The 21,890-nt window shown below is 69.0% G+C and carries 24 protein-coding genes; 12 read left to right on the forward strand and 12 right to left on the reverse strand.

All coding sequences use genetic code 11. The annotated features are described in order from the left end of the window. Positions 1-4: 4 nt before the first annotated feature. Entirely contained in the window at positions 5-1,204 is a 1,200-nt protein-coding gene (locus L0C25_RS02330) for an acetyl-CoA C-acetyltransferase (protein ID WP_271634772.1), read from the reverse strand. Between the two features lie 143 nt (positions 1,205-1,347). Between L0C25_RS02330 and mce the strand changes: the two genes are divergently transcribed. Continuing rightward, positions 1,348-1,785 carry a methylmalonyl-CoA epimerase gene (gene mce / locus L0C25_RS02335; protein ID WP_271634773.1) on the forward strand — a complete coding sequence of 146 codons (438 nt, stop codon included), beginning with the start codon at positions 1,348-1,350 and terminating at the stop codon, positions 1,783-1,785. A gap of 170 nt (positions 1,786-1,955) precedes the next feature. Here mce and L0C25_RS02340 read toward each other — a convergent pair whose 3' ends face one another. From L0C25_RS02340 to L0C25_RS02360, 5 genes are read right to left on the reverse strand one after another with little or no spacing between them, the layout of a single operon-like run. Beyond that, positions 1,956-2,738, reverse strand: coding sequence for a putative hydro-lyase (locus L0C25_RS02340; RefSeq protein ID WP_271634775.1), 783 nt, complete (start codon positions 2,736-2,738; stop codon positions 1,956-1,958). After that, a complete protein-coding gene (locus L0C25_RS02345) occupies positions 2,735-3,622 on the reverse strand; it encodes a 5-oxoprolinase subunit C family protein (protein ID WP_271634776.1) in 888 nt (295 codons plus the stop codon). Before L0C25_RS02345 ends, L0C25_RS02340 begins: the two co-directional genes overlap by 4 nt. Then, the gene (locus L0C25_RS02350; RefSeq protein ID WP_271634777.1) at positions 3,619-4,242 is read right to left on the reverse strand and encodes a 5-oxoprolinase subunit B family protein; all 624 of its coding nucleotides are present in this window, start codon (positions 4,240-4,242) and stop codon (positions 3,619-3,621) included. Before L0C25_RS02350 ends, L0C25_RS02345 begins: the two co-directional genes overlap by 4 nt. Then, positions 4,239-4,997, reverse strand: coding sequence for a LamB/YcsF family protein (locus L0C25_RS02355; protein WP_271634778.1), 759 nt, complete (start codon positions 4,995-4,997; stop codon positions 4,239-4,241). Before L0C25_RS02355 ends, L0C25_RS02350 begins: the two co-directional genes overlap by 4 nt. Next, positions 4,994-6,217, reverse strand: a complete 1,224-nt coding sequence (locus L0C25_RS02360) for an NRAMP family divalent metal transporter (protein ID WP_271634779.1) — start codon at positions 6,215-6,217, stop codon at positions 4,994-4,996. The genes L0C25_RS02355 and L0C25_RS02360 overlap by 4 nt, the downstream gene beginning before the upstream one ends. A 99-nt stretch (positions 6,218-6,316) precedes the next feature. Between L0C25_RS02360 and L0C25_RS02365 the strand changes: the two genes are divergently transcribed. The 3 genes from L0C25_RS02365 to ccrA all read left to right on the forward strand — a co-directional run bounded on the left by L0C25_RS02365 (position 6,317) and on the right by ccrA (position 9,731). After that, the gene (locus L0C25_RS02365) at positions 6,317-7,012 is read left to right on the forward strand and encodes a GntR family transcriptional regulator (RefSeq protein ID WP_271634780.1); all 696 of its coding nucleotides are present in this window, start codon (positions 6,317-6,319) and stop codon (positions 7,010-7,012) included. Between the two features lie 108 nt (positions 7,013-7,120). Further along, positions 7,121-8,296 carry an acyltransferase family protein gene (locus tag L0C25_RS02370; RefSeq protein WP_271634781.1) on the forward strand — a complete coding sequence of 392 codons (1,176 nt, stop codon included), beginning with the start codon at positions 7,121-7,123 and terminating at the stop codon, positions 8,294-8,296. A gap of 97 nt (positions 8,297-8,393) precedes the next feature. Then, complete coding sequence (gene ccrA, locus L0C25_RS02375) at positions 8,394-9,731, forward strand: crotonyl-CoA carboxylase/reductase (RefSeq protein ID WP_271634782.1); 1,338 nt, start codon at positions 8,394-8,396, stop codon at positions 9,729-9,731. 9 nt (positions 9,732-9,740) lie between these two features. Here ccrA and L0C25_RS02380 read toward each other — a convergent pair whose 3' ends face one another. Then, positions 9,741-10,130 carry a nuclear transport factor 2 family protein gene (locus L0C25_RS02380; protein WP_271634783.1) on the reverse strand — a complete coding sequence of 130 codons (390 nt, stop codon included), beginning with the start codon at positions 10,128-10,130 and terminating at the stop codon, positions 9,741-9,743. Between the two features lie 62 nt (positions 10,131-10,192). On the opposite strand from L0C25_RS02380, the gene L0C25_RS02385 reads away from it, so the two are divergent. After that, positions 10,193-10,540: an SbtR family transcriptional regulator gene (locus L0C25_RS02385; protein ID WP_333908588.1), complete on the forward strand. Its 348-nt coding sequence runs from the start codon at positions 10,193-10,195 to the stop codon at positions 10,538-10,540. Between the two features lie 80 nt (positions 10,541-10,620). After that, positions 10,621-12,000, forward strand: coding sequence for an NAD(P)-binding protein (locus tag L0C25_RS02390; protein ID WP_271634785.1), 1,380 nt, complete (start codon positions 10,621-10,623; stop codon positions 11,998-12,000). Here the strand turns inward: L0C25_RS02390 and L0C25_RS02395 are convergent, their stop codons facing one another. Further along, entirely contained in the window at positions 12,001-12,657 is a 657-nt protein-coding gene (locus tag L0C25_RS02395) for a DedA family protein (RefSeq protein ID WP_271634786.1), read from the reverse strand. Between the two features lie 119 nt (positions 12,658-12,776). On the opposite strand from L0C25_RS02395, the gene L0C25_RS02400 reads away from it, so the two are divergent. Next, positions 12,777-13,958 (forward strand): hypothetical protein, encoded by a 1,182-nt coding sequence (locus L0C25_RS02400; protein WP_271634787.1) that lies wholly within the window; start codon positions 12,777-12,779, stop codon positions 13,956-13,958. Between the two features lie 82 nt (positions 13,959-14,040). Beyond that, positions 14,041-15,165, forward strand: coding sequence for a hypothetical protein (locus L0C25_RS02405; protein WP_271634788.1), 1,125 nt, complete (start codon positions 14,041-14,043; stop codon positions 15,163-15,165). On the opposite strand, the gene L0C25_RS02410 is transcribed toward L0C25_RS02405, so the two are convergent. The 3 genes from L0C25_RS02410 to L0C25_RS02420 form a co-directional block, all read right to left on the reverse strand. Next, positions 15,155-15,871 (reverse strand): MerR family transcriptional regulator, encoded by a 717-nt coding sequence (locus tag L0C25_RS02410; RefSeq protein WP_271634789.1) that lies wholly within the window; start codon positions 15,869-15,871, stop codon positions 15,155-15,157. The two genes, L0C25_RS02405 and L0C25_RS02410, sit on opposite strands and share 11 nt — an antisense overlap. Before the next feature lie 20 nt (positions 15,872-15,891). Further along, positions 15,892-17,181 carry an HNH endonuclease gene (locus L0C25_RS02415; RefSeq protein WP_271634790.1) on the reverse strand — a complete coding sequence of 430 codons (1,290 nt, stop codon included), beginning with the start codon at positions 17,179-17,181 and terminating at the stop codon, positions 15,892-15,894. Positions 17,182-17,398: 217 nt separating this feature from the next. Next, complete coding sequence (locus tag L0C25_RS02420) at positions 17,399-17,968, reverse strand: TetR/AcrR family transcriptional regulator (protein WP_271634791.1); 570 nt, start codon at positions 17,966-17,968, stop codon at positions 17,399-17,401. Between the two features lie 83 nt (positions 17,969-18,051). Between L0C25_RS02420 and L0C25_RS02425 the strand changes: the two genes are divergently transcribed. The 4 genes from L0C25_RS02425 to L0C25_RS02440 are packed head-to-tail and all read left to right on the forward strand — an operon-like array spanning position 18,052 to position 21,213. Beyond that, a complete protein-coding gene (locus L0C25_RS02425) occupies positions 18,052-18,831 on the forward strand; it encodes a short-chain dehydrogenase/reductase (RefSeq protein ID WP_271634792.1) in 780 nt (259 codons plus the stop codon). A gap of 2 nt (positions 18,832-18,833) precedes the next feature. Continuing rightward, on the forward strand, positions 18,834-19,190 hold the full coding sequence (locus L0C25_RS02430) for a DoxX family protein (protein ID WP_271634793.1): 357 nt from the start codon (positions 18,834-18,836) through the stop codon (positions 19,188-19,190). A gap of 33 nt (positions 19,191-19,223) precedes the next feature. Next, entirely contained in the window at positions 19,224-20,423 is a 1,200-nt protein-coding gene (gene tgt / locus L0C25_RS02435; RefSeq protein WP_271634794.1) for a tRNA guanosine(34) transglycosylase Tgt, read from the forward strand. A 34-nt stretch (positions 20,424-20,457) separates the two neighbouring features. Next, positions 20,458-21,213, forward strand: coding sequence for an SGNH/GDSL hydrolase family protein (locus L0C25_RS02440; RefSeq protein ID WP_271634795.1), 756 nt, complete (start codon positions 20,458-20,460; stop codon positions 21,211-21,213). Between the two features lies 1 nt (position 21,214). Here L0C25_RS02440 and L0C25_RS02445 read toward each other — a convergent pair whose 3' ends face one another. Next, the gene (locus L0C25_RS02445) at positions 21,215-21,886 is read right to left on the reverse strand and encodes a queuosine precursor transporter (protein ID WP_271634796.1); all 672 of its coding nucleotides are present in this window, start codon (positions 21,884-21,886) and stop codon (positions 21,215-21,217) included. Positions 21,887-21,890: the final 4 nt, after the last annotated feature.

The raw sequence follows: 21,890 nt of genomic DNA on the forward strand, positions 1-21,890 counted from the left end.
CTGCTCAGCGACGGGGAACGCGGACGATGAGCGCGTCGCCCTGACCGCCACCGCCGCACAGTGCCGCCGCGCCGACGCCGCCGCCGCGGCGGCCGAGCTCGAGCGCGAGGTGCAGGGTGATCCGGGCGCCGCTCATACCGATCGGATGCCCGAGCGCGATCGCGCCACCGTTCACGTTGACCCGGTCGACGTCGATGCCGAGCTCACGCGCGCTCGCGATGCCAACGGCGGCGAACGCCTCGTTGATCTCGACCAGCTCGAGGTCGGACGGATCGATGCCCTCCTTGGCGCACGCCTTCGCGATCGCATTGGCGGGCTGCATCTGCAGCGTCGAGTCGGGGCCCGCGACGACTCCTGATGCGCCGATCTCCGCGATCCAGGTCAGGCCGAGCTGCTCGGCGCGGCTCCTGCTCATGACGACAACGGCCGCGGCGCCATCGGAGATCTGCGATGCGGAGCCGGCGGTGATCGTGCCGTCCTTGGCGAATGCGGGGCGTAGCTTCCCGAGCGACTCCGTCGTGGTGTCGCCGCGGATGCCCTCGTCGGCCGAGACGACGACGGGGTCTCCGCGACGGGACGGGATCTCGACCGGCACGATCTCCTCGTCGAAGACGCCGTTCTTCTGCGCCTCGGCCGCACGCTGGTGCGACCGCGCGCTGAACTCGTCCTGCTCCTCACGGGTGAGCTGCAGGCCGGCGGTGTTGCACTCCTCGGTGAGGCTGCCCATCGCCTGGTCGGTGAGGGCGTCCCACAGGCCGTCGTACGCCATGTGGTCGACCAGCGTCGCGTCGCCGTACTTCGTGCCCTCGCGCGACTTCGGCAGCAGGTGCGGCGCCTGGGTCATGGACTCCTGCCCACCGGCGACGATGATCTCGTGCTCGCCTGCGCGGATCAGCTGGTCGGCCATCGCGATCGCGTTGATGCCCGACAGGCACACCTTGTTGATCGAGATCGCCGGGGTGTTCAGCGGGATGCCCGCATTCGCGGCGGCCTGTCGGGCCGGAACCTGACCGGCACCCGCCTGCAGGACCTGGCCCATGATCACGTACTCGACCGATGTGGGGTCGACACCTGCGCGCTCGAGGGCGCCCTTGATCGCGACACCGCCGAGGTCGGCCGCGGACTGCGCCTTCAAGCCGCCGAGCAGGCGGCCGATCGGCGTACGCGCGCCGGCGACGATGACGGATGTGGTGGATTCGGGCATCGCAATCTCCTCGGGTGGCCTTTTAGAGGTCGCGCGGACCTCTACGCATCGTAACGACCGACGCCGTCGACGGGACAGGGTCGTGCGATACATCACGTTCACCGGCGATGGCCGTGCCGGCGCCGTGCGCCTATGTTGCTGTCATGGTTCCATCCGACATGCTGCTCGCCATCGACCACGTCGGCATCGCCGTCGCGGACATCGACGCCGCCAAGGAGTTCTACGCGTCGACGTTCGGGCTGCACTCGGTGCACGAGGAGACCAACGAGGAGCAGGGCGTACGCGAGGCGATGCTCGCGGTGGGCGACTCGGGCTCCTGCATCCAGCTCCTCGCGCCGCTGCGCGAGGGTTCGACGATCGCGAAGTTCCTCGACCGGCACGGCCCGGGCATCCAGCAGCTCGCGTACCGGGTGTCGGACATCGACGCCGTCTCCGAGACGCTGCGCGACAAGGGCGTGCGCCTGTTGTACGACGAGCCGAAGCGGGGTACGTCCGACAGCCGGGTCAACTTCGTGCACCCCAAGGATGCGGGTGGAGTTCTGGTGGAGCTGGTCGAGCCGCGCAGCGACGAAGGAGCGTAGCGGCGAGCGCGACCAAGAGCACTGCGAGCTGGTCGAGCCGCGCAGCGACGAAGCAGCGTAGCGGCGAGCGCGACCAAGAGCACTGCGAGCTGGTCGAGCCGCGCAGCGACGAAGGAGCGTAGCGGCGAGCGCGACCAAGAGCACTGCGAGCTGGTCGAGCCGGCCGGCGCCTAGGGCACCTGGTACGCGGAGTTTCGCGCGTCGGTCACCAGCATGTGACCGGGAGCATGAGCGATCGCGAGGCTCGGTCGCGACTCCATCACCGCCGCCTGCGGGGTGACTCCGCATGCCCAGAACACCGGAACGTCACCCGGCTCGAGGCGTACGACATCGCCGAAGTCCGGACGGTCGAGGTCGGCGATGCCGAGCGCATCCGGATCACCGACGTGCACCGGTGCGCCGTGTACGGACGGATACCGCGACGTCACCCGCACGGCAGCCGCGACGAGATCGGCGGGCACCGGCCGCATCGACACCACCAGCGGGCCGGAAACCGCGCCGGCTGCGCGACAGCGTACGGACGTGCGATACATCGGTACGTTCGTACCCTGCTCGATGTGTCGCACCGGCACGGACTCCTCGCGAAGCGCCGCCTCGAAGGTGAAGCTGCAGCCGACCAGGAACGACACGAGGTCTGCTTGCCACCATCGCGTCACATCGGTCGGCTCGTCGACGAGTTCGCCGTCGACGTACACGCGGTAGCGAGGGACGTCGGTGCGGATATCGCCGTCCAGCAGCGGGCCGGCGGTCTCACCGGCGTCGAGGACATCGAGTACTGGGCACGGCTTCGGGTTGCGCTGCGCGAACAGCAGGAAGTCCCACGCGAGCGCCTCCGGTACCGCCAGCAGGTTCGCCTGCGTCCACCCGTCGCACCATCCCGTCGTGGGCGCGACATGGCCGTCGCGGAACCGTCGGCGGGCGTCCGTCGGAGTCATCGTCGCCACGTCGGTCATTGCCGCCCTCCTTGGGTGCTTGGGGATTCCCACCATTCGAACCGGATCGACTCACCCGGCCGTACCTGTGCGGCACGGTCGACGTCGGCGTCGGCGACCACCGCGAGCACCGGGTAGCCGCCGGTGACGGGATGGTCGGCGAGGAACAGCACGGGCTGCCCACCCGGGGGCACCTGGATCGCCCCGCGCCAGGCACCCTCGCTCGGCAGCTGACCTGCCTCGTCGTCGGCCAGCAGCGCGGCACCGTCGAGTCGCATGCCGATCCGGTTGCTGCGATCCGACGACGTCCACGTGGTCTCGACGAGCTGCTCCGGATTCTTGATCCGTGCATCGCGTGGTCCGCGTACGGCCCGAAGGACGACGGGCTCCGTCGGGCGCCGGGGCGGGGGCGCGAGGTCGACCGACGGGAAGGCCCCACTGGCGTCGCCGATCGCCAGCACGTCACCCGGTTGCAGAGGTTGCGGCCCGATCGCGGACAACAGGTCCGCGCTCCTCGACCCGAGGACTGCCGGCACGTCGATGCCGCCCCTGACCGCGAGGTACGAGCGGAGTCCCGACTCGGGCGTACCGATGGCCAGCCGCTCACCCCTGCGCAGCGGCTCGACGGAGTACGCGGGCACCGCCCGGCCGTCGATGCCCATCGGCGCCTGCGCACCCGTCAGCGTGATCCAGAGGTCGCCTCCGGCGACGACCTCCAGGCCGCCGAGCGTCACCTCGATCGCTGCCGCGCCGGTGGTGTTGCCGACGAGCCGGTTGGCGAGGTCGTACGAGCGCCGGTCGGCGGCGCCCGAGACGCCGACCCCGATCTGGGCCATGCCCGGTCGGCCGGCGTCTTCGACCAGGGCGAGCGGCCCTGGGCGTACGACCTCGAGGCTGTGGCTCATTGCTCCTCCGTGAACCGCACAACGCAACCGGGCATGAGCAATGCCGGCGGATCGCGGTCGAGGTCCCACAGCACCTCGTCGGTCGTGCCGATCAGCTGCCAACCACCCGGGGACGACCGCGGGTAGATGCCACTGAACTCACCGGCCAGCCCGACCGAGCCGGCCGGAACCGTCGTACGAGCCTCGTCTCGCCGCGCAACCCGCAGTGCGGAGTCTCCCCCGCCGAGGTACGCGAACCCCGGCGCGAATCCTCCGAATGCGACTCGCCACGGCGTCTGCGTGTGCGCGCGTACGACCTCGCGTTGCGACAGACCGGTCAGCTCCGCGACATCGGCAAGATCGGGACCGTCGTAGCGCACCGGGATCTCGACCGTCGGCGGCGCGATTCGGCCCTCGTCGGCTCCCGCAACGGGCTCGACCGCCTGCAGCCGTCGGGCGAGTGCCGCCTGGTCGACGCCGGAGCGGCCGACCACCAGCACCGTACGTGCGGCGGGTACGACGTCGTCGACCTCGTCGACCTCCGCGGCCCGCAGCGCATCCGACCACGCGATCACCTCGGCGATGTCGTCGAACTCGGCGAGCAGGGCGCGATCACCGTACGGCAGCAGGGGTGGGGTCACGAGAACGGCGCTATCTCGACTCCGCGCTCGGTGAGCCGCTCGCGTACGGCGGCGGCCATCGCAACGGCGCCCGGCGAGTCGCCGTGCACGCAGATCGAGTCGGCCTCGACCCGTACCAGTGAGCCGTCGATCGCCTCGATCGGCTCACCGGAGACCATCGCCAGCACCCGCTCGGCGACCACCCGCGGGTCGTCGAGGACCGCGCCCGGCTCCCGGCGGCTCACCAGCGTCGCCTCCGGCGTGTACGCCCGGTCGGCGAACGCCTCGCGTACCGAGCGCAGTCCCGCGGCGTCGGCACGGGCCAGCAACCGCGAACCCGGCAGCCCGAGCACCGGCAGCGACGGGTCGTACGCGCGCACGGCTTCGACGACGGCGCGCGCGTGCTCGTCGTGGTGCACCGCGGTGTTGTACAAGGCCCCGTGCGGCTTGACGTACGCGACGGCGGACCCGGCGACCTTCGCGAACGCCTCGAGCGCACCGATCTGGTACAGCACATCGTCGGTGAGCTCGGCCGGCGTCGCGTCGACGAAGCGGCGGCCGAAGCCGGCGAGGTCGTGGTACGCGACCTGCGCGCCGATGCGGACCCGATTCGTCGCCGCGATCCGGCACGTCTCGCGCAGCGTCGGTGGGTCGCCGGCGTGGAAGCCGCACGCCACGTTTGCGCTGGTGACGATGTCCAGCATGGCCACGTCATCGCCGAGCACCCAGCGGCCGTAAGACTCGCCGACGTCGCTGTTCAGATCGATCGTGGTCATAGGTTCTGCAACTCTTTCATCGCCTCGTAAGCCAGGTACGCGCTCACCAGCCAGGCAAGCAGGCCGACGACCAACAGCCAAATCGGGTACGTGTAGCCGCGCAACAGGTCGCGTCGTCGCCAGGCCGCCCAGAGCAACGCGCCGAACCCGACGGGCAGGATCAAACCGTTGAAGGCGCCGGCGAAGAGCAACAGCTTGACCGGAGCCGTGCCGATCAGCAGGTAGATCACACAGGTCACCAGGATGAAGGCGACCGTCAGCAGGTTCCGGAGCCGAGGCGAGGTGCGGCCGACGGTCAGGAACGAGACCGAGGTGTAGGAGGCTCCGATCACGGAGGTGATGCTGGCGGCCCACAAGATGATGCCGAACAGCCGCATGCCCGCCTCGCCCGTCGCGGACTCGAACGCGCTCGCGGTCGGGTTGCCGGCCGCCAGGTCGACGCCGCCCGCCACGACGCCGAGGATGGCGAGGAACAGCAGGATGCGCATCACACCCGTGACCAGAATGCTGGTGACCGAGCTGCGGGTGATGTTGCGGACGTTCTCGACACCGCTCACGCCGGAGTCGAGCAGCCGATGCGCGCCCGCATACGTGATGTAGCCGCCGACCGTACCGCCGATGATCGTAGTGATCACCAGGAAGTCGTCCCCGGAGTCGTACGGGACGACCGACTCGCGGATCGCTTCACCGACGGGCGGGCTCGAGGTGAGTGCGACGTACGCGGTGAGCGCGATCATCAGGACGCCGAGTACGACCACGATCCGGTCGAGCGCGACACCGGCCCGCTTGCTCAGGAAGATGGCGATCGCGATCGCCGCGGAGATGGCGCCGCCGACCTTCGGCTCCAGCCCCAGCATCGCGTCGGCGCCGAGGCCCGTGCCCGCGGTGTTGCCGATGTTGAACACGAGTCCGCCGAGCACGATCAGCGCGGTCAGCAGATAGCCGAGCCCGGGCAAGACCTCGTTGGCGATCTCGTGCGCGCGCTTGCCGGCGACGCCGATCACCCGCCAGACGTTCAGCTGGACGGCGATGTCGATCACGATCGACACCACGATCGCGAACGCGAATGCGGCGCCCAACCGCACGGTGAACTCGGTGGTCTGGGTGATGAAGCCCGGCCCGATCGCGCTGGTCGCCATCAGGAATACCGCACCGAGGATGGCCGATCGGGTGGTCGCCGAGGCGACCACGCTGCCGTCCTGCTTCTCGTTCGTACTCATGTCCGCTCCCTTTGTGGGTCCACCCCCGGATGTAAGGCGGGTCACATCGTAGCGATCGTTGAACAATTCTACAATCCACCAGCGCGGTACCCTCGGGCCATGAGCGACCACGGGGACGTCGACGCCGTACTCAGCGCACTGGCCGACCGGCCTCGCACGATCATGAGCACCTCCGCCGAACGCGCCGCCAATGTCGTACGCGAGCAGGTGGCCGAGGGTCGTCTGCGTTCGGGCACCCGGCTTCCGGAGGAGCGGCTCGCCGCGGCGCTCGGGGTGTCCCGGAACACGCTGCGCGAGGCGCTGAGCCAGCTGGTCTCCGAGCGAATCCTGGTGCGCGAGCCCAACCGTGGCGTGCTGGTCGCACGGCCCGACGCGGACGACATCGCCGACATCTACCGGGTGCGGATGATCATCGAACCCGCATCGGTACGACGGGCCGAGGCCGACGACACCCGGGCCGCGGCCATCCAGGCGGCCGTCGACGAGGGCCGGGCGGGCCGGGCGGACGGCAACTGGAACGCGGTCGCCAGCGCCAACCAGCACTTCCATCGCGGGATCGTCGCCCTCGCACGGAGTCCCCGGCTCGATACTCAGATGGGGCTCGTGCTCGCCGAGATGCGTCTGGTCTTCCATCTGATGAACGACCCACACCGGTTCCACGAGCCGTACCTCGACCAGAACGCCCGGATCGCGTCGCTGCTGATGGCGCGGGAGTACGAGCAGGCGGCGACCGATCTCGAGGACTACCTGCGCGGGGCCCGAGACGAGCTGCTGTCCGCGGTGCCCAAGCCGTAGGCGTACCTTCGCCACGTCCGCCGGCGACCCGCTGCCGGGGTGTCGATTTGGTAACGAATACCCGCGCACGTACCGTGGCCGGATCGTCAGGCGAGGAGTTGTCGGGGAATGCGGGTCGCGCAAGTACGCCCACTGACGGGTCTGCGATTCTTCGCCGCGCTCTGGGTCGCGCTCTACCACCTGACGCGCGCCAACCGCGACCTGATGATGCATCAGTTCCCGGACTCCTGGAGCCTGTGGCAACCGGTCGCGATGACGGGCGTCCGCGGAGTCGACCTGTTCTTCATCCTGTCCGGCTACGTCCTCGCCCTCAACTACCTCGACCGCATCGGGGGTCGCTTCTCGTTCCGCGACGCTGGGCGGTTCATCTGGGCGCGGCTCGCGCGCATCTGGCCGCTGTACGTCGTGGCGATCCACCTGTGCGGCGCCATCGTCGTCGTCCGGCACTTCTGGTTCGACACGGGCCACCTCGACCGGATGACCGGCAGCGCGTACGTCCGCCAGCTGGTGCTCATCCAGGAGTGGTCGATCACCGGCGACCGAGTCAAGACCTGGGCGGGGCCCGGTTGGTCCCTGTCGGCCGAGTGGCTCGCGTACCTGCTGTTCCCGCTGCTCGCACTGGTCGTCCTGCGCGTCGCGCACGTCGCCCGAACGCGGACCATGATCGGTCTCACCGCGATGGCGATCGTGCCTCTGATGATCGTGAACGTCACTCAGGAGAGCTTCGGGGGCGACGGCTGGGTGATTCGGATCCTGTGCGAGTTCGTCGCCGGAATGCTGCTCTTCGGCGCGCTCCGCAACCTCAGGCTCTCGGACTTCCAACGCAGCTTGGCGGGTGTCGGAACCATCGTGACGATCGCCGCGATGCTCGCGGTCATGTACGTCGGTGACAATCTCTGGCAGCGCGGGTTCGTGATCGTGCTGTTCATCCCACTGATCGCGTGCCTCGCCGTCGGCAAGGGACCCGTCGAGTCACTGCTCAGTACGCGGCTCCTCGTACTCGGCGGCGGCATCTCGTTCGCGTTCTACCTGATCCACACCACGTTGCTGGAGTTCTACCGAGACCTCGCCAAGCACTACGGGTGGGCCGCGGCGAAGCCGCTGTGGGCATGGGCCGGCGAGGTGGCGATGCTCGCCGTCATCATCGGGGTCGCGTACCTGCTGTTCCGCTTCATCGAACAGCCGGCCCGACAGGCGATGCGGGGCATGCTCGCCCTCCGGCTGGACGACACCACGGGCATTCCCGACCGCGAGCGCGAACGCGTCCCGGCATCGGTTCGCTGACCCGACCGCCGCGGTTGCGAGGTCCATCACACAACGCTGCACGGTTGGCTACTCGCCGGTACGCTCGCGCCAATCACGCCGACCCTTGGAGTTCCCCGTGCAACAGATTCTCGACGCGATCATGGCCGACGGCACGACGGCTGCCGACTTCGCCGCGCTCGAGGTACCGAAGACCTATCGCGGCATCACCGTCCGCAAGGACGAGGTCGACATGTTCGCGGGCCGCGAGTCCAAGGACAAGGATCCCCGCGAGAGCCTCCACCTCGATGAGGTGCCGGTGCCGGAGCTCGCGCCGGGCGAGGCCTTGGTCGCCGTGATGGCGAGCGCGATCAACTACAACACCGTATGGACGAGCATCTTCGAGCCGCTCTCCACGTTCGGCTTCCTCGAGCGGTACGGCCGCACGTCGCCGTACGCCGAGCGGCACGACCTGCCGTACCACGTGGTGGGCTCCGATCTCGCGGGCGTCGTACTCCGCACCGGGCCGGGAGTACACAGCTGGCAACCGGGCCGGGAGGTCGTCGCGCACTGCCTCTCCGTCGAGCTGGAGAGCCCGGACGGCCACAACGACACGATGATGGACCCCGAGCAGCGGATCTGGGGCTTCGAGACGAACTTCGGCGGGCTCGCCGAGCTCGCGATCGTCAAGGCGAACCAGCTGATGCCGAAGCCGGGTCACCTGTCCTGGGAGGAGGCGGCGAGCCCAGGCCTGGTCAACTCCACGGCGTACCGCCAGCTCGTCTCGCGCAACGGGGCCGACATGAAGCAGGGCGACACCGTGCTGATCTGGGGCGCGTCGGGAGGGCTCGGGTCGTACGCGACGCAGATGGCCCTCAACGGCGGCGCTACCCCGGTGTGTGTCGTCTCGTCGCCGCAGAAGGCCGCCATCGTGCGCAAGATGGGCGCCGAGCTGATCATCGACCGTTCCGAGGAGGGCTACGCGTTCTGGAAGGACGAGCACAACCAGGACCCCAAGGAGTGGCGACGCCTCGGCGCCAAGATCCGTGAGCTCACCGGCGGCGACGATCCCGACATCGTGTTCGAGCATCCGGGACGCGAGACGTTCGGGGCGAGCGTCTTCGTCGCCCGCAAGGGCGGAACGATCGTCACCTGCGCCTCGACGTCCGGGTACATGCACCAGTACGACAACCGCTACCTGTGGATGAACCTCAAGCGCATCGTCAGCTCGCACTTCGCCAACTACCGCGAGGCGTGGGAGGCGAACCGGCTCATCGACAAGGGCCTCATCCACCCGACCGTCTCGAAGGTCTACCCGATCGCGGAGACCGGCCAGGCGGCGCTCGACGTGCACCGGAACGCACACCAGGGCAAGGTGGGCGTGCTCTGCCTCGCTCCCGAGGAGGGGCTCGGCGTACGCGATCCCGAGAAGCGGGCCAAGCACCTCGAGGGGATCAACCGCTTCCGCGGGGTCTGAGCTTCTGCGCTACCGACGGACCACCGTGCGGCGGCTGATCCGCCAGCCGTCGGAGGTGCGGACGACCTCGTCCTCGTACCCGACCGTGCCGGCGCTGCCGTCCGGCATCACCGAGAGTCCTTTCGAACGGACCGTGGCCGAGTCATCGGAACCAGGGAGGTCGGTCACGATCACGTTCGTGACGTGATGTCCTCGAGGCTGCGCTCCGGGCGCAGCCCGGAAGAGGTCGACCAGTGCGTCGATCCCCGTGACGACTCCGAGCCCGTAGTCGGTGACGTCGTACGCCCCGTCCACCGTCATGAGGTCTGTGATGCCTTCGGGCCGACCGTCGTCGGCGAGATGGCCGTGGAGAGAGATGAGCTCGTGGATCGCGAGTCGATCGGCAACGGTGATCGGCATGGTGTCCTCATAGGTCGTGATAGAAGGGATGGGACGAGACTAACCGCGCGGTCGCGGACGTACTGTCCACCGCACGGGAGTGCGCCTCGGCTTCGAGCCCGGGCACGGCGCTCCGCACGTTCCTCGAGCAGGTCGTCGTGGCCGGCGCAGAGGCACATGAGCTCTCCCACCGCCTGGGAGGGTCGGCCGGCGAGATCGAGCGTGCGGTTGCCGAGCCGGTGGCCGACCTCGATCGCGAGCTCGGCCACCTCCTGCGCGCCGCGAAGGACGCCGGGGCCGTGTCTCCGGAGCTGGACCAGGCCGCCCTGGCCGCGGTGATCGCAGCCGCACATGCGGCGTACACCCATCGCAGCGGCGGCGTCGCCGCGATGGCGATCGTGTTCGACGGCCTCTTCGGGGCACCGGACTGAGGGCCGATCGGACCAGCCGCTTCCGGGCGCGATCTCGGCGATCCGCGGACAGGCCGCGGCCATCGTGCTTTCGTTGAGCTGTGGCGCACACCGTCGATGCCGACTATCTCGTGGTCGGGGCCGGCGCCACCGGGATGGCATTCACCGATGCGCTGGTCGATCACGCTGACGTACGTGTGGCCATGGTCGACCGGCGCCACGACGTGGGTGGCCACTGGCTCGACGCGTATCCGTTCGTACGCCTGCACCAGGCGTCCGCGTTCTACGGCGTGGCGTCGACGCTCCTCGGACACGGCCACGTGCAGGATCGCGGACCGGAGACCGGCCTGCAGGAGCGCGCAACGGTCGCGGAGATCTGCGCCTACTACCAGCACGTCCTGACCAACCGGATGCTCGAGTCGGGAAGGGTCGAGTTGCTCGCCAACTGCGATTACGTCGGAGATCGTCAGATCGTCTCGCGCATCTCCGGCGAGCACGTCGCCGTGTCGCAGCGGTGCCGGATAGTCGACGCCCGCTACCTCGCTCCCGATATTCCGGCACGTACGCCTGCGCCGTTCGCGGTAGCCGGCGACGCCCGCGTGATCCCGGTGAACGACCTTGCCCGGCTGACCGAAGCCGCGAGTCAGTACGTGGTCCTCGGCTCGGGCAAGACGGCGACGGATGTGTGCATCTGGCTCCTGACCGCCGGGGTTGACCCCGATGCGATCTGCTGGGTCCGCCCCCGCGATCCGTGGATGCTGAACCGGGCCTTGATCCAGCCCGATCCGGCCGTGTTCCTCGGGATGGCCGCGGACGTCATGGACGCCGCGGTCGCTGCGACCTCTCCGCACGACCTGTTCCTCCGGATGGAGGCCGCGGGCGTCGTGGTCCGCATCGACCGTTCGGTGACGCCGACGATGGCGAAGACGCCGACACTCGCCACCTGGGAGCTGGACCTCCTTCGCACCATCGAGCACGTCGTACGGCTGGGCCGCGTCCGGCTGGTCGAACGCGGACGGGTGATCCTCGCCGACGGGTCGGTCACGATCGCCGAGGACGCCGTCGTCGTGCATTGCGCTGCATCCGGATTGCAGTACGCGCCGCTGGTACCGATCTGGCGGCCGTCGGTGATCACCCTGCAGCCGATCCGCGCGGGCTTCCCCTGCTTCGGTGCCGCACTCGCCGGGTACGTCGAGGCGACGCGCACCGACGATGGGGAGAAGAACCGGTTGTGCCCGCCGACGCCCTACTCCGACACGCCGGCCGATTGGGCGGCGATGAACGCCCATGGCACTCGGGCGACGATGGCGTTCGGGTCCGAGCCCGACATCGCGGCGTGGGCCAACCGCGTCCCGCTCAATCCGGCACGTATCCCGCCCGACCATGGCCGGTCCGACGAGCTGGATGACGCGGTCGACCGGTTGCGGTCTCAGACGCGCTCCGGGCTGGACCGACTCGCCGCGCTGAGCCGTTGGGGCTGATCAGCCCTCGCGGTCGCAGACCAGCTCAGTGGTGTCGCTCGCCGGCTCGTCGTCGCGCGTGTCGGGAGCACCGAGCACCCGCCGGCTGACGACGTCGATCAGGTAGCCGAGGACGAGGGCGACGGCGATCGCGACCGCGGCGCCGAGCACGGGGCGGTCTCCCGTGAGCCGGCCGGCCGCCGCGCCGACCACGGCGAGATAGATCGCCCAGAGCACACAGGCCGTCACGGCCAACGGGAGATAGCGACGCGGCGGATATCTGGTGGCTCCGGCGACAAGGTTGACGGCGATGCGCACAACCGGAATATTGCGTCCTGTCAGTATCAACAAGGCACCCCGCCGGTCCAGGCCCTCGCGCGCCCATGAGACCACGCGCACGACTCTTGGAGTACGCATCCACCCGAACCGGTCGGTTCCGATCACGCGGCCAACCGCGTACACGGAGACGTCTCCGGCGACGGCGCCGAGTGCGGCGCACGGCACGATCACCCACAGCGACGGGTCGCCCGTCGATGCCGACAGCGACCCGATCGCAACGACGAGAGACTCGCTGGGCACGGCGGGCAGGAAGCTGTCGCCCATGCACACGAGGAGGAGGACAAGCCCGATCCACGGCGAGCCGGCAATGCCCATGACAGCATCATTGATCGCACCCATGGACGTACCCCCTTGCTCGCCCTGACGGATCGCATCGTGGACGCGCTAACCTGTGATCACCATCATTGCACCCGTTCCAAATTCAATAGTTCACACACTCATCGCGCCAGAGGTAATAAATGTCAGATCAGCAAGGGCTGTCCATCTTCGAGTCCTCGGGTAACCAGCAGGGCTCCGGCCCGGCTCCTTCGTCGACGCCGGGCGTCGGCGACGCATTCCCCGTGGTTCGCCGCGGTGGTTACGACCGTGACGCGGTCGACCAGTACCTGCAGAGGCAATCCACCGAGGTCGAGCGGGCGGCCGGTGAAGCCAAGGCATCGCAGTCCGAGGCCGACTCGCTGCGCCGGGAGATCGAGCGGCTGAAGAAGCAGCTCAAGGAGGTCGAGGAGCCGACGTACACCGGGCTGGGCGGCCGGGCCGCCGAGATCCTCGGACTCGCCGAGCAGCAGGCCGACGAGGTCGTCGTCAAGGCCAACAAGTCCGCCGAGGAGGTACGCCGGCTCGCCGAGAGCGACGCGGCGGCGCTGCGTGCTCGGGCGGCGCAGGAGGCCGAGGACGTACGCACGGTCCAGCTCAAGGAGATCGAGGAGCGGCGCGAGCGGCTCATCTCGGAGGCGCAGCAGGAGCGTTCGCTCGCCAAGTCCGAATCCGCCGACATCCGGGCGTCGGCCGAGCGCGAGGCGAGCCAGCTACGACTCGCCGCCGAGCAGGAGTCGAACGACCTCCTGACGAGCACCAAGCGTGAGGCCGAGAAGATCCGCGCCGGGGCCGACCGCGAGGTGACCGAGGCTCGACGCGTACTGGCCGTTGAGAAGGAACGCCTTACCCGCGAGGCATCTGAGGCACACGAGGGCGCGGCCGAGGAGACCCGCAAGCTTGTCCAGGAGGCCGAGGAGCGTGCGTCTGCGGCCGAGAAGCGGGCCAGCGAGGCAGTCGTCGAGGCCAACCGCCTGCGCGACGAGACCGCCGAGGAGGCCGACAGGCTGATCGCCCGGGCCCGCCGCGAGTCCGACCAGATCCTGTCCAACGCGAAGGTCCAAGCGGAGAAGACGGTCACCGACGCCACGGCGGACGTCGATCGCCAGACCGCCCAGGCACGCACCGACCTCGACCACGTGCAGCGTCGCCGCGACGCCGTCGTCACCCAGCTCGCACAGCTGCGTGACATCGTCGCGTCGTTCGCCGGCGCCGACTTCTCCCTGCAGACCGGCATCCACTCGCCGGAGTCGGCAACGGCAGTGTCGCAGGACGAGGCGGCCGAGCAGACGCGGGTCCAGCCGGCAGTGACCGACGAGGACTGACACCCGCGCAGCATTTCCGTGAACGACCCGGGCGCCTCAAGGCGTCCGGGTCGTTCACGTCGAGCAACGAGAGGACGAATCGATGGCGGACCGGATCGTGCTGCATGTCGGCACCCCGAAGACGGGCACGTCGATGGTGCAGGACATGCTCGCCCGCAACGCCGAGTCGCTGCGTCGCCACGACGTACTCGTCCCGGGTGGCGCGTTCGACCACCAGTATCGGGCCGGGCTCGATCTCCTCGACGAGAGCACCGATGACAGCCGCGGCGCATGGGACCGGCTCGCGGCGCAGGTACGCCGGCATCGCGGAACCGCGATCATCTCGAACGAGATCCTCAGCCGCGCCGAGCCGGAGCAGGTCGCGCGCGCGGCGAGCACGCTCGGCGCGCCCGCGTTCGATGTCGTGGTGAGCGTTCGCGATCTCGGCCGGCAGGTCCCGTCCGGTTGGCAGGAGGCCGTGAAGCACCGGGCCAGGCTGTCGTTCTCCGCATTCGTCGAGGCATTGCACGCAGATCCGCCGACCAGGCGCGTCGCGCGCGGCTTCTGGGCGGTCCAGGACTGGCCGACGGCCGCCGAGCGATGGGGCGCGCTGACCTCGCCGGAGCGCGTACACATCGTCACGGTGCCGCCCTCGACGGCCGATCCCGATGTCCTGCGTACGCGGATGCTGACCGCGATGGGCATCGAGCCGGCATGGGTTCCCACTCCGCCGCAACGCGGCAACACCCGGCTCGGCGCGGCCGAGGCGCGGGTGCTTCGCGGGATCAACACGCGTGTTCGTCCCGACGCAGTCGACGCCGGAGCGTATGCGGAGTTCGTCCGCGATCGCCTCGTACGCGCGATGGCCGAGCGCGCCGACGATCCCATCCGGATCCGACTCGATCCCGCCGAGTACGACTGGGTGGCCGAGATCTCGCGGCGCTGGATCGATGACGTACGGGCGCGTGGCTATGACATCGTGGGCGATCTCGACGAGCTACGGCCCGTTCGGTACGACGACTGGACCGACCCGGACGCCGTGGAGCCGGCCGTCGAGCTGGCCGCGGCGAACAACGTCATCGATGCCCTGCTCACGGGTCAGGTGGCCGAGCGCAACGACAACGTCGATCGCTTCTACGAGATCGCTCGCGCGTACGCGAGGCGCCGAGCGGGCCGGCTGCGCACCGTACGCGGGATCCTTCGTACGAAGTCGCGGCTCAGTCGCTGACTTCGGCGATGTGCGACTCGGTGAGTCGGTCGAGCTGCAGCGCCACCATCGCCGACGTCGCCTCGCCGGACAGCTCGCGCAGGCGGAGCATCCGCTCGCGTAGCGCGTCCCAGTCGCGCTCGGTATCGAGGGCGTCGTCCCAGCCACCCCACACATGCCGGACGAAGAGGTCGAGGTACGCGCGCGCGATTCGATCCGACTCGACGCTGAGCGCGCGCGTCACCTCGAGCACGGCGGGTGCCGGGATGCCCTCGGCCGCAAGGCGTTCGGTGATCCGGAACAGCCGCGGACTCGCGACCCGGAAGCGCCCGCCGCCGATCGGCTCGAGGAGGCCGAGCGCCACCAGGTCGTCGACGAAGTGGTCGGGGATCGCACCGTGCCACGGCGCGGCGATGTCGTCGGGCGTGACGACCAGCTCTTGGTCTCGGTCGCCGTGGCTCGAGACGACGGCCTGCGCGAATGCGACGACGGATCCTTCGTCGTCCGCGGTCGCGAGCATCCTGGCGATCACACCGAGGTTGTACCCCTCGCCGATCAGCGCGCGAACGTGCTCCACGCGGCGGACGTGCCGGTCGGTGTAGTAACCCGTACGTCTCTTGATCTCCGGCGGCTGCAGTAGGCCCTTGGAGTTCCACGACCGCAGCGCTCGTACGGTCATGCCGGTACGACGCGCGAGCACCTCGATCGTGAACGACTCGTCCGGCATGCGCCGATGGTAGTACCGCCTCAGTACGGCGGATCGGCGCTCCCCGGCCCGAGCACGGGCGGCGGGTGCGTCTCGTACGAGCGCCCCGATGGCATCGTCCAGGTGATGGTGCCGTCGAGATCGCGGTCGACGGAGACATCGGGGTGGAGCTTGTCGTAGTTGTGCCGCTCGCACACGGGCTGACCGCCCTCGAGGGTGGTCTTTCCACCTCGGGCGTAGTCGATCAGGTGGTCGATGTGGCGGGCGGATGACGCACACGTACCGACCGTGCAGCCCTGGTAGGTCCACGTGAGGAAGTGCCGCAGCGCATCGCCGAAGCGCCGACGATCGGGGTCTGCGGCGATCAGGTGCTGCGTGCGCGGATGAGCAACCAGGCGGCGCATCCAGGTGTTCGGTGAATCTCCGAGCGCAAGCGCAAGCGCGGAGGGTATCGGCCCGAACCCGCGCAACAGACCCGGCTCTTCGTCGAGCCCGAAGAGCGTACGCGCGGAGACCACGATCTGGAGCTCGACGTCGGGCGTCTCGGTCATCATCCGGCCGGTGATGCGCTCGACGGCGATATCGGAGCGGAGCTGGGACACCGTGCGCGGATCCCCCGCGCGCTTCATCGCGCGTGCCGCGTCGTCGAGCACCGCCATGCACTCGACGGCCTTCTCGGCCGTGGTGCCCACGGCCACGTGGGCCGTGCCGTCGGGGCCCTCCTGCATGCTCACCGATCGGTCGGTACGAGCATGTTCGGCCCGCTTGCGGGCCGCCTCGGCATCGAGCCTCAGCGCGTGCCGGCGAGCCGCCTGCGAGAGCTTACGTGGAACGGTGAGTCCGCCGGCGATGTCCGCGGCGATCTTGCGGTCGACCGCCTGGCGATCGGACTCGTCGAGACCTTTGGTCGCGGCCACGACCTCCCGGAGTGCGCTCAGCGAGACCGTGCCGTTGCACAGGAAGTCGAGGGTCAGCGGATGGTCGACGACCGCCGAGACCGCGAGCGAGATCTTGTACTGGGCCGCCTGGGTCGACGAGCTCGTCGCCAGTCCGATCTCGAGACAACGCGCGACCCCGACGATGCGCGGGTCGATCCGGGGGTCGTCGCGGTCGGAGCGAAGCGAGGCGTCGGAGAATTCGGCGATCAGCTTGAGCTGCTCGCCTTGCAGGGAACGGATCGACCGCTCCAGCTCGGCGATGCGATCGACGCCGTCTGCGTCATCCGCATCGCGGTCGAACCGCTCGACGACCCGGCTCAGGTACGCGCGCTCGTCCGGATCGTCGGGGTCGGCATTCCACACCGCATCGATCAGCTCGACAACGCCGGTCACACCCGGATCGCACGATTCGAAGCCGCTGAGCTCAACGGCCGAGAAGGCCGGGAATGTCGCATGCCGCGGAGCAAGATCTACCTCACGCGTCCGGCACTCGATCGTCTCGCTCAACGTCTGACCTCCCTTCGGCGGAGCACCAACGGTACCACACCTAACCCTGTTATCGCAAGTATGTTCTAATCCCTCAGCCTGTGGACCCACCCGCAGAGGGCGGTCAGCGACGATCCGCCGGAGGCACCTCCAGCATCAGCGGGAGGATCTCGTCGCGGATCCGTCGAGTCGACGGAGTCCGGCCACGGACGAGAAGGTCGAGTAGCACGAGGCCCGGTCCGATGTCGGCTCGGGTGGCGAGTCCGGGTACGTCGCCGACAACACGCTGCAGACGGGCACGGTTGGCCTCGTACAGCGGGACGATCTTGGCCTCACGAATGACTGCGGCGAGTTCTGGGTCGGTCCCGCTGATCACCGTCGCGAGCAGCGGCCGAGACCGGCTGGCGAAGGCCTCGGCAAGGAGCTCGAGGCTGCGCCGCAGATCTGCGACCGGATCGTCGCTCTCGGGCACCTCGAGCGCCGAGACCGCGCCGCGGAGCGCCTCGAGCACGAGGCTGCGCTTGTCGGGCCAGCGACGGTAGAGCGCACCGAGCCCGATGCCGGCTCGGCGCGCGACGTCGGCGACCCGGAGGCCGGCATACCCGTTCTCCTCCAGCAGCGCGCGCGTTGCATCCAGTGCCGCATCGCCGACCGCGGGATCGAGCGGCCGCCCCGGGCCCTTGGTCTGCTCCATACCTCGACGGTAACGGAATCATTGACTTCCGTTACCGTCGCGGCTATAACGGAAGCGCATATTTCCGTAATGAAAGGACACATATGGATCTCCATCTCGAGGGCCGCACGGCGCTCGTGACCGGCGCGTCGCGCGGAATCGGCGCGGCCGTGGCCGACGTCCTGGCTGAGGCCGGATGCGACATCCGCCTGGTCGCACGGGAGGGGTCCGCCCTCACGGCCGCGGCAGAACGCGTACGCACGACGTACGGCGTCTCCGCCACTGCTCATCCGGTGGACCTGCGCAACCCGTCTGCGATCGCCGACCTCGTGGCAACAGCGGGCGACGTCGACATCCTCGTGAACAACGCCGGCGACATTCCCGGCGGGACCCTCGCCGACCTCGACGACGCCTCCTGGCGCTCGGCGTTCGAGCTCAAGGTATTCGGCTACATAAGCGTCACGCGCCGCGTCTACGCACGGATGAAGGAGCTCGGTGGCGGAGTCGTCGTCAACAACATCGGGGCTTCCGCGGAACGGTACGACCCGGCGTACATCGCCGGCTCGACCGGTAACGCCGCACTCGTCGCATTCACCCGCACGCTGGGTGGAGCGAGCCTCGCCGATGGCATCCGCGTCGTCGGCGTCAGCCCGGCACCCGTCGACACCGAGCGAATTGTCACCCTGACCCGATCGATGGCACGGAGTCATCTCGGCGACGCGGAGCGCTATCGAGAGCTCCTGGCCCGCTTTCCCCTCGGTCGCCCGGCCTCCACCCGAGAGATCGCCGACGCGATCGCGTTCCTCGCGTCCGACCGGTCTGCGTACACCAGCGGTGTGATCCTGACGGTGGACGGCGGTCTCACGGCGGCGGCCAGGGTCTGAGGATGTGGGCAACCTATGTGACGAACTCGATGCTGCTCGCAGCCGTCCTTGGCGGTGCCGGAGCGGCGAAGTTGGTGTCGGCGCCACCCGTGGTCGCCCAGGCGAATCGGTTGGGGTACACCGCACGGACCTTCCGCTTCGTCGGCCTCCTCGAGGTTTCCGCGGCCGTAGGCCTCCTGCTCGGCCTGGCCTGGATGCCGATCGGCGCAGCCTCGGCTATCGGCTTGGTGGTGCTGCTCGCCCTCGCTGCCCGTGCCCATCTCCGCTCGGGCGACCCGATCTTTCGAGCTCTGCCCCCTTGCGCGCTTGCGGCGGTCGCGGTTCTCACGGTGGTGGCCGCAGTTGTCAGCGGCCACTGACCCGCATCCACCAACGCCTGGTTTGATGGATGCGTGTCCGCGTACTTCTCCGTCCACCACCGCCTGCCCGGTCGCCTCGGCCGTACCGGCACGATCCGTACCCCGCACGGCGACATCGAGACCCCGGCGTTCATCCCCGTCGGTACGCGGGCCACGGTCAAGTCGGTTCTCCCGGAGTCGATGAGCGACCTCGGTGCCCAGGCGATCCTCGCGAACGCGTACCACCTGTACCTCCAGCCCGGCGACGATCTGATCTACGAGGCCGGCGGACTCGGCGCGTTCATGAACTGGCGCGGCCCGACGTTCACCGACTCCGGTGGATTCCAGGTGATGTCGCTCGGCGCCGGCTTCAAGAAGGTGCTGTCGATGGACAGCAGCACCGCGCGTCACGACGACGTCATCGCCGCGGGCAAAGAGCGCCTCGCCCATGTCGACGACGACGGCGTGACGTTCAAATCGCATATCGACGGGTCGATGCACCGGTTCACGCCCGAGGAGTCGATGCGCATCCAGCACAACCTCGGCGCCGACGTCATCTTCGCCTTCGACGAGTGCACGACCCTGCTCAACACCCGCGGCTACCAGGAGCGCTCGCTGGAGCGTACGCACGCCTGGGCCAAGCGATGCGTCGTCGAGCACGAACGGCTCGCCGCCGAACGTACGCACCGGCCGGCGCAGGCGTTGTTCGGAATCGTGCAGGGCGCGCAGTACGAAGACCTCCGGCGTACGGCGGCGCGCGACATCGCCTCGATGGACTTCGACGGCTTCGGCATCGGCGGCGCGCTGGAGAAGACCGAGCTCGGCACCATCGTCTCGTGGGTCAACGAGGAGCTCCCCGACGACAAGCCGCGCCATCTGCTCGGCATCGGCGAGCCCGACGACCTGTTCACCGCGATCGAGAACGGCGCCGACACCTTCGACTGCGTCTCGGCGTCCCGCGTTGCCCGCAGCGGACGGGTGTTCGGACGCGACGGCCGGTTCAACGTCGTCACCGCCCGCTCGCGCCGCGACCTCTCCCCCATCGACGAGACCTGCGACTGCTACACCTGCCGCAACTACTCGCGCGCGTACCTCCACCACGCGTTCAAGACCAACGAGATGATCTCCGCAACGCTCGCGACCATCCACAACGAACGCTTCATCGTGCGGCTCGTCGACGACATCCGCGTCAGCATCGCCGACGGTACGTTCGACGCGTTCCGCGAGGAGTTCCTCGGTCGCTACTACGGCTGAGCCGACCGGTCGCGGCGGGCCCTAGAGTTGACCCATGTACTCGGCACGGCTCCACACGCGGCTCCGCACCCGGCCGTACGTGTCCGCGCTCGCTGTGCTCCTCACCGTCGGAGTCCTCGTGGTCCTCGCGGCAACGACGGGCCCCTGGCGCGCCGAGTCCGAGTCCGTCGGCGGTCCGGTGACACCGATCCGCCAGTCGGCACCGGATGCACCCGAAGCCCTGTGGGTCGGCGACAGCTACACCATCGGAGTCGGCGCCGAGGGACCTGCCCGCGGCTACCCGTGCCTCGTGTCCGACGCGCTGGGCTGGACCTGTCAGCTCGACGCACAGAGCGGCACGGGGTTCGTCAACGCCGGACATCGGACCAACGAGGCATACGTACCCCTCGGCGAACGGCTCGGGCGCACCGCCGAGGCGTTCGGCCCCGACCTCGTCGTCGTCGACGCCGGACGCAACGATCGCGATGCCGCGATCGGGCCGTTCCGCGAGGCGGTCGCGTCCTATCTCGACCGCGCTCGCGGGGCCTTTCCGGACGCACGCCTGGTCGTCGTGCTGCCGTTCCTGCTCGGCGACACCGGCGCCGACTACGGCAGGATCGGCGGTGTGCTCCGCAATGCGGCAGCCTCGGTGGACGCCGACGTCGTCGATACGTCGACGCCGGCCTGGAACCGAATGGTGAGCCGCCTGCCCACCGTCGACGCGATTCATCCGACGGCCTCCAGTCATGCCGCCATCGCTCGCCGGCTGATCGGCGAGTTCGAGCGGATGCACGTACTCGACCAGCGGTGACTCAGGCGTACGTCGGCTCGCGCCTCTTGATCCAGCCGATCACCGCATACGTCACCGGCAGGAACACCACCTCGATGGTCACCTTGTAGACGTACCCGGTGATGACGTAGTTGGCGAACGTGCCACCGGTGATCACGCCGTAGAACGCGATCGTGCAGAACACCAGGGTGTCGAAGAACTCCCCGACGACCGTCGACCCGAGCAGCCGCGCCCACAGGTTGCCCTCGCGGGTGCGCTTCTTGATCGCGACGAGGACGTACGCGTTCATCAGCTGTCCGACGAGGTAGCCGGCCATGCTGGCGAGCACGATCCGCGGTACGAAGCCGAGGATCGACTCGAACGCCTCCTGGTTCTCCCAGTCGGCTGCGGCCGGTGCGTGCTGCACGACGAAGAACGACAGCGAAGCCAGCACCGACACGGCGAAGCCGATGACGATCGCCCGGCGGGCGGCGCGAAAGCCGAACACCTCGGCGAGCACGTCGCCGAGGATGTACGTCAGCGGGAACAGGAACGCCCCGCCGTCGGTGACGATCTGCCACGGACCGAGGTCGAACCCGATCAACTTGACGGCGCTGATGTTCGAGATCAGCAGCAGCGAACAGAAGACCGCGACAACTACCTCGTAGTTGCCCGTACGTACCCGCGCGTGCGCGGCCTTCGTCTCGACGTCCATGCGG

The sequence above is a fragment of the Solicola gregarius genome (assembly GCF_025790165.1).
In the GTDB taxonomy this organism is placed as follows: Bacteria; Actinomycetota; Actinomycetes; order Propionibacteriales; family Nocardioidaceae; genus Solicola; species Solicola gregarius.

Coding starts and splice junctions, on each gene's coding strand:
- L0C25_RS02330 (WP_271634772.1), bottom strand. CDS start 1,204: ATGCCCGAATCCACCACATCCGTCATCGTCGCCGGCGCGCGTACGCCG.
- mce (WP_271634773.1), top strand. CDS start 1,348: ATGGTTCCATCCGACATGCTGCTCGCCATCGACCACGTCGGCATCGCC.
- L0C25_RS02340 (WP_271634775.1), bottom strand. CDS start 2,738: ATGACCGACGTGGCGACGATGACTCCGACGGACGCCCGCCGACGGTTC.
- L0C25_RS02345 (WP_271634776.1), bottom strand. CDS start 3,622: ATGAGCCACAGCCTCGAGGTCGTACGCCCAGGGCCGCTCGCCCTGGTC.
- L0C25_RS02355 (WP_271634778.1), bottom strand. CDS start 4,997: ATGACCACGATCGATCTGAACAGCGACGTCGGCGAGTCTTACGGCCGC.
- L0C25_RS02360 (WP_271634779.1), bottom strand. CDS start 6,217: ATGAGTACGAACGAGAAGCAGGACGGCAGCGTGGTCGCCTCGGCGACC.
- L0C25_RS02365 (WP_271634780.1), top strand. CDS start 6,317: ATGAGCGACCACGGGGACGTCGACGCCGTACTCAGCGCACTGGCCGAC.
- L0C25_RS02370 (WP_271634781.1), top strand. CDS start 7,121: ATGCGGGTCGCGCAAGTACGCCCACTGACGGGTCTGCGATTCTTCGCC.
- L0C25_RS02380 (WP_271634783.1), bottom strand. CDS start 10,130: ATGCCGATCACCGTTGCCGATCGACTCGCGATCCACGAGCTCATCTCT.
- L0C25_RS02395 (WP_271634786.1), bottom strand. CDS start 12,657: ATGGGTGCGATCAATGATGCTGTCATGGGCATTGCCGGCTCGCCGTGG.
- L0C25_RS02400 (WP_271634787.1), top strand. CDS start 12,777: ATGTCAGATCAGCAAGGGCTGTCCATCTTCGAGTCCTCGGGTAACCAG.
- L0C25_RS02405 (WP_271634788.1), top strand. CDS start 14,041: ATGGCGGACCGGATCGTGCTGCATGTCGGCACCCCGAAGACGGGCACG.
- L0C25_RS02410 (WP_271634789.1), bottom strand. CDS start 15,871: ATGCCGGACGAGTCGTTCACGATCGAGGTGCTCGCGCGTCGTACCGGC.
- L0C25_RS02420 (WP_271634791.1), bottom strand. CDS start 17,968: ATGGAGCAGACCAAGGGCCCGGGGCGGCCGCTCGATCCCGCGGTCGGC.
- L0C25_RS02425 (WP_271634792.1), top strand. CDS start 18,052: ATGGATCTCCATCTCGAGGGCCGCACGGCGCTCGTGACCGGCGCGTCG.
- L0C25_RS02430 (WP_271634793.1), top strand. CDS start 18,834: ATGTGGGCAACCTATGTGACGAACTCGATGCTGCTCGCAGCCGTCCTT.
- L0C25_RS02440 (WP_271634795.1), top strand. CDS start 20,458: ATGTACTCGGCACGGCTCCACACGCGGCTCCGCACCCGGCCGTACGTG.
- L0C25_RS02445 (WP_271634796.1), bottom strand. CDS start 21,886: ATGGACGTCGAGACGAAGGCCGCGCACGCGCGGGTACGTACGGGCAAC.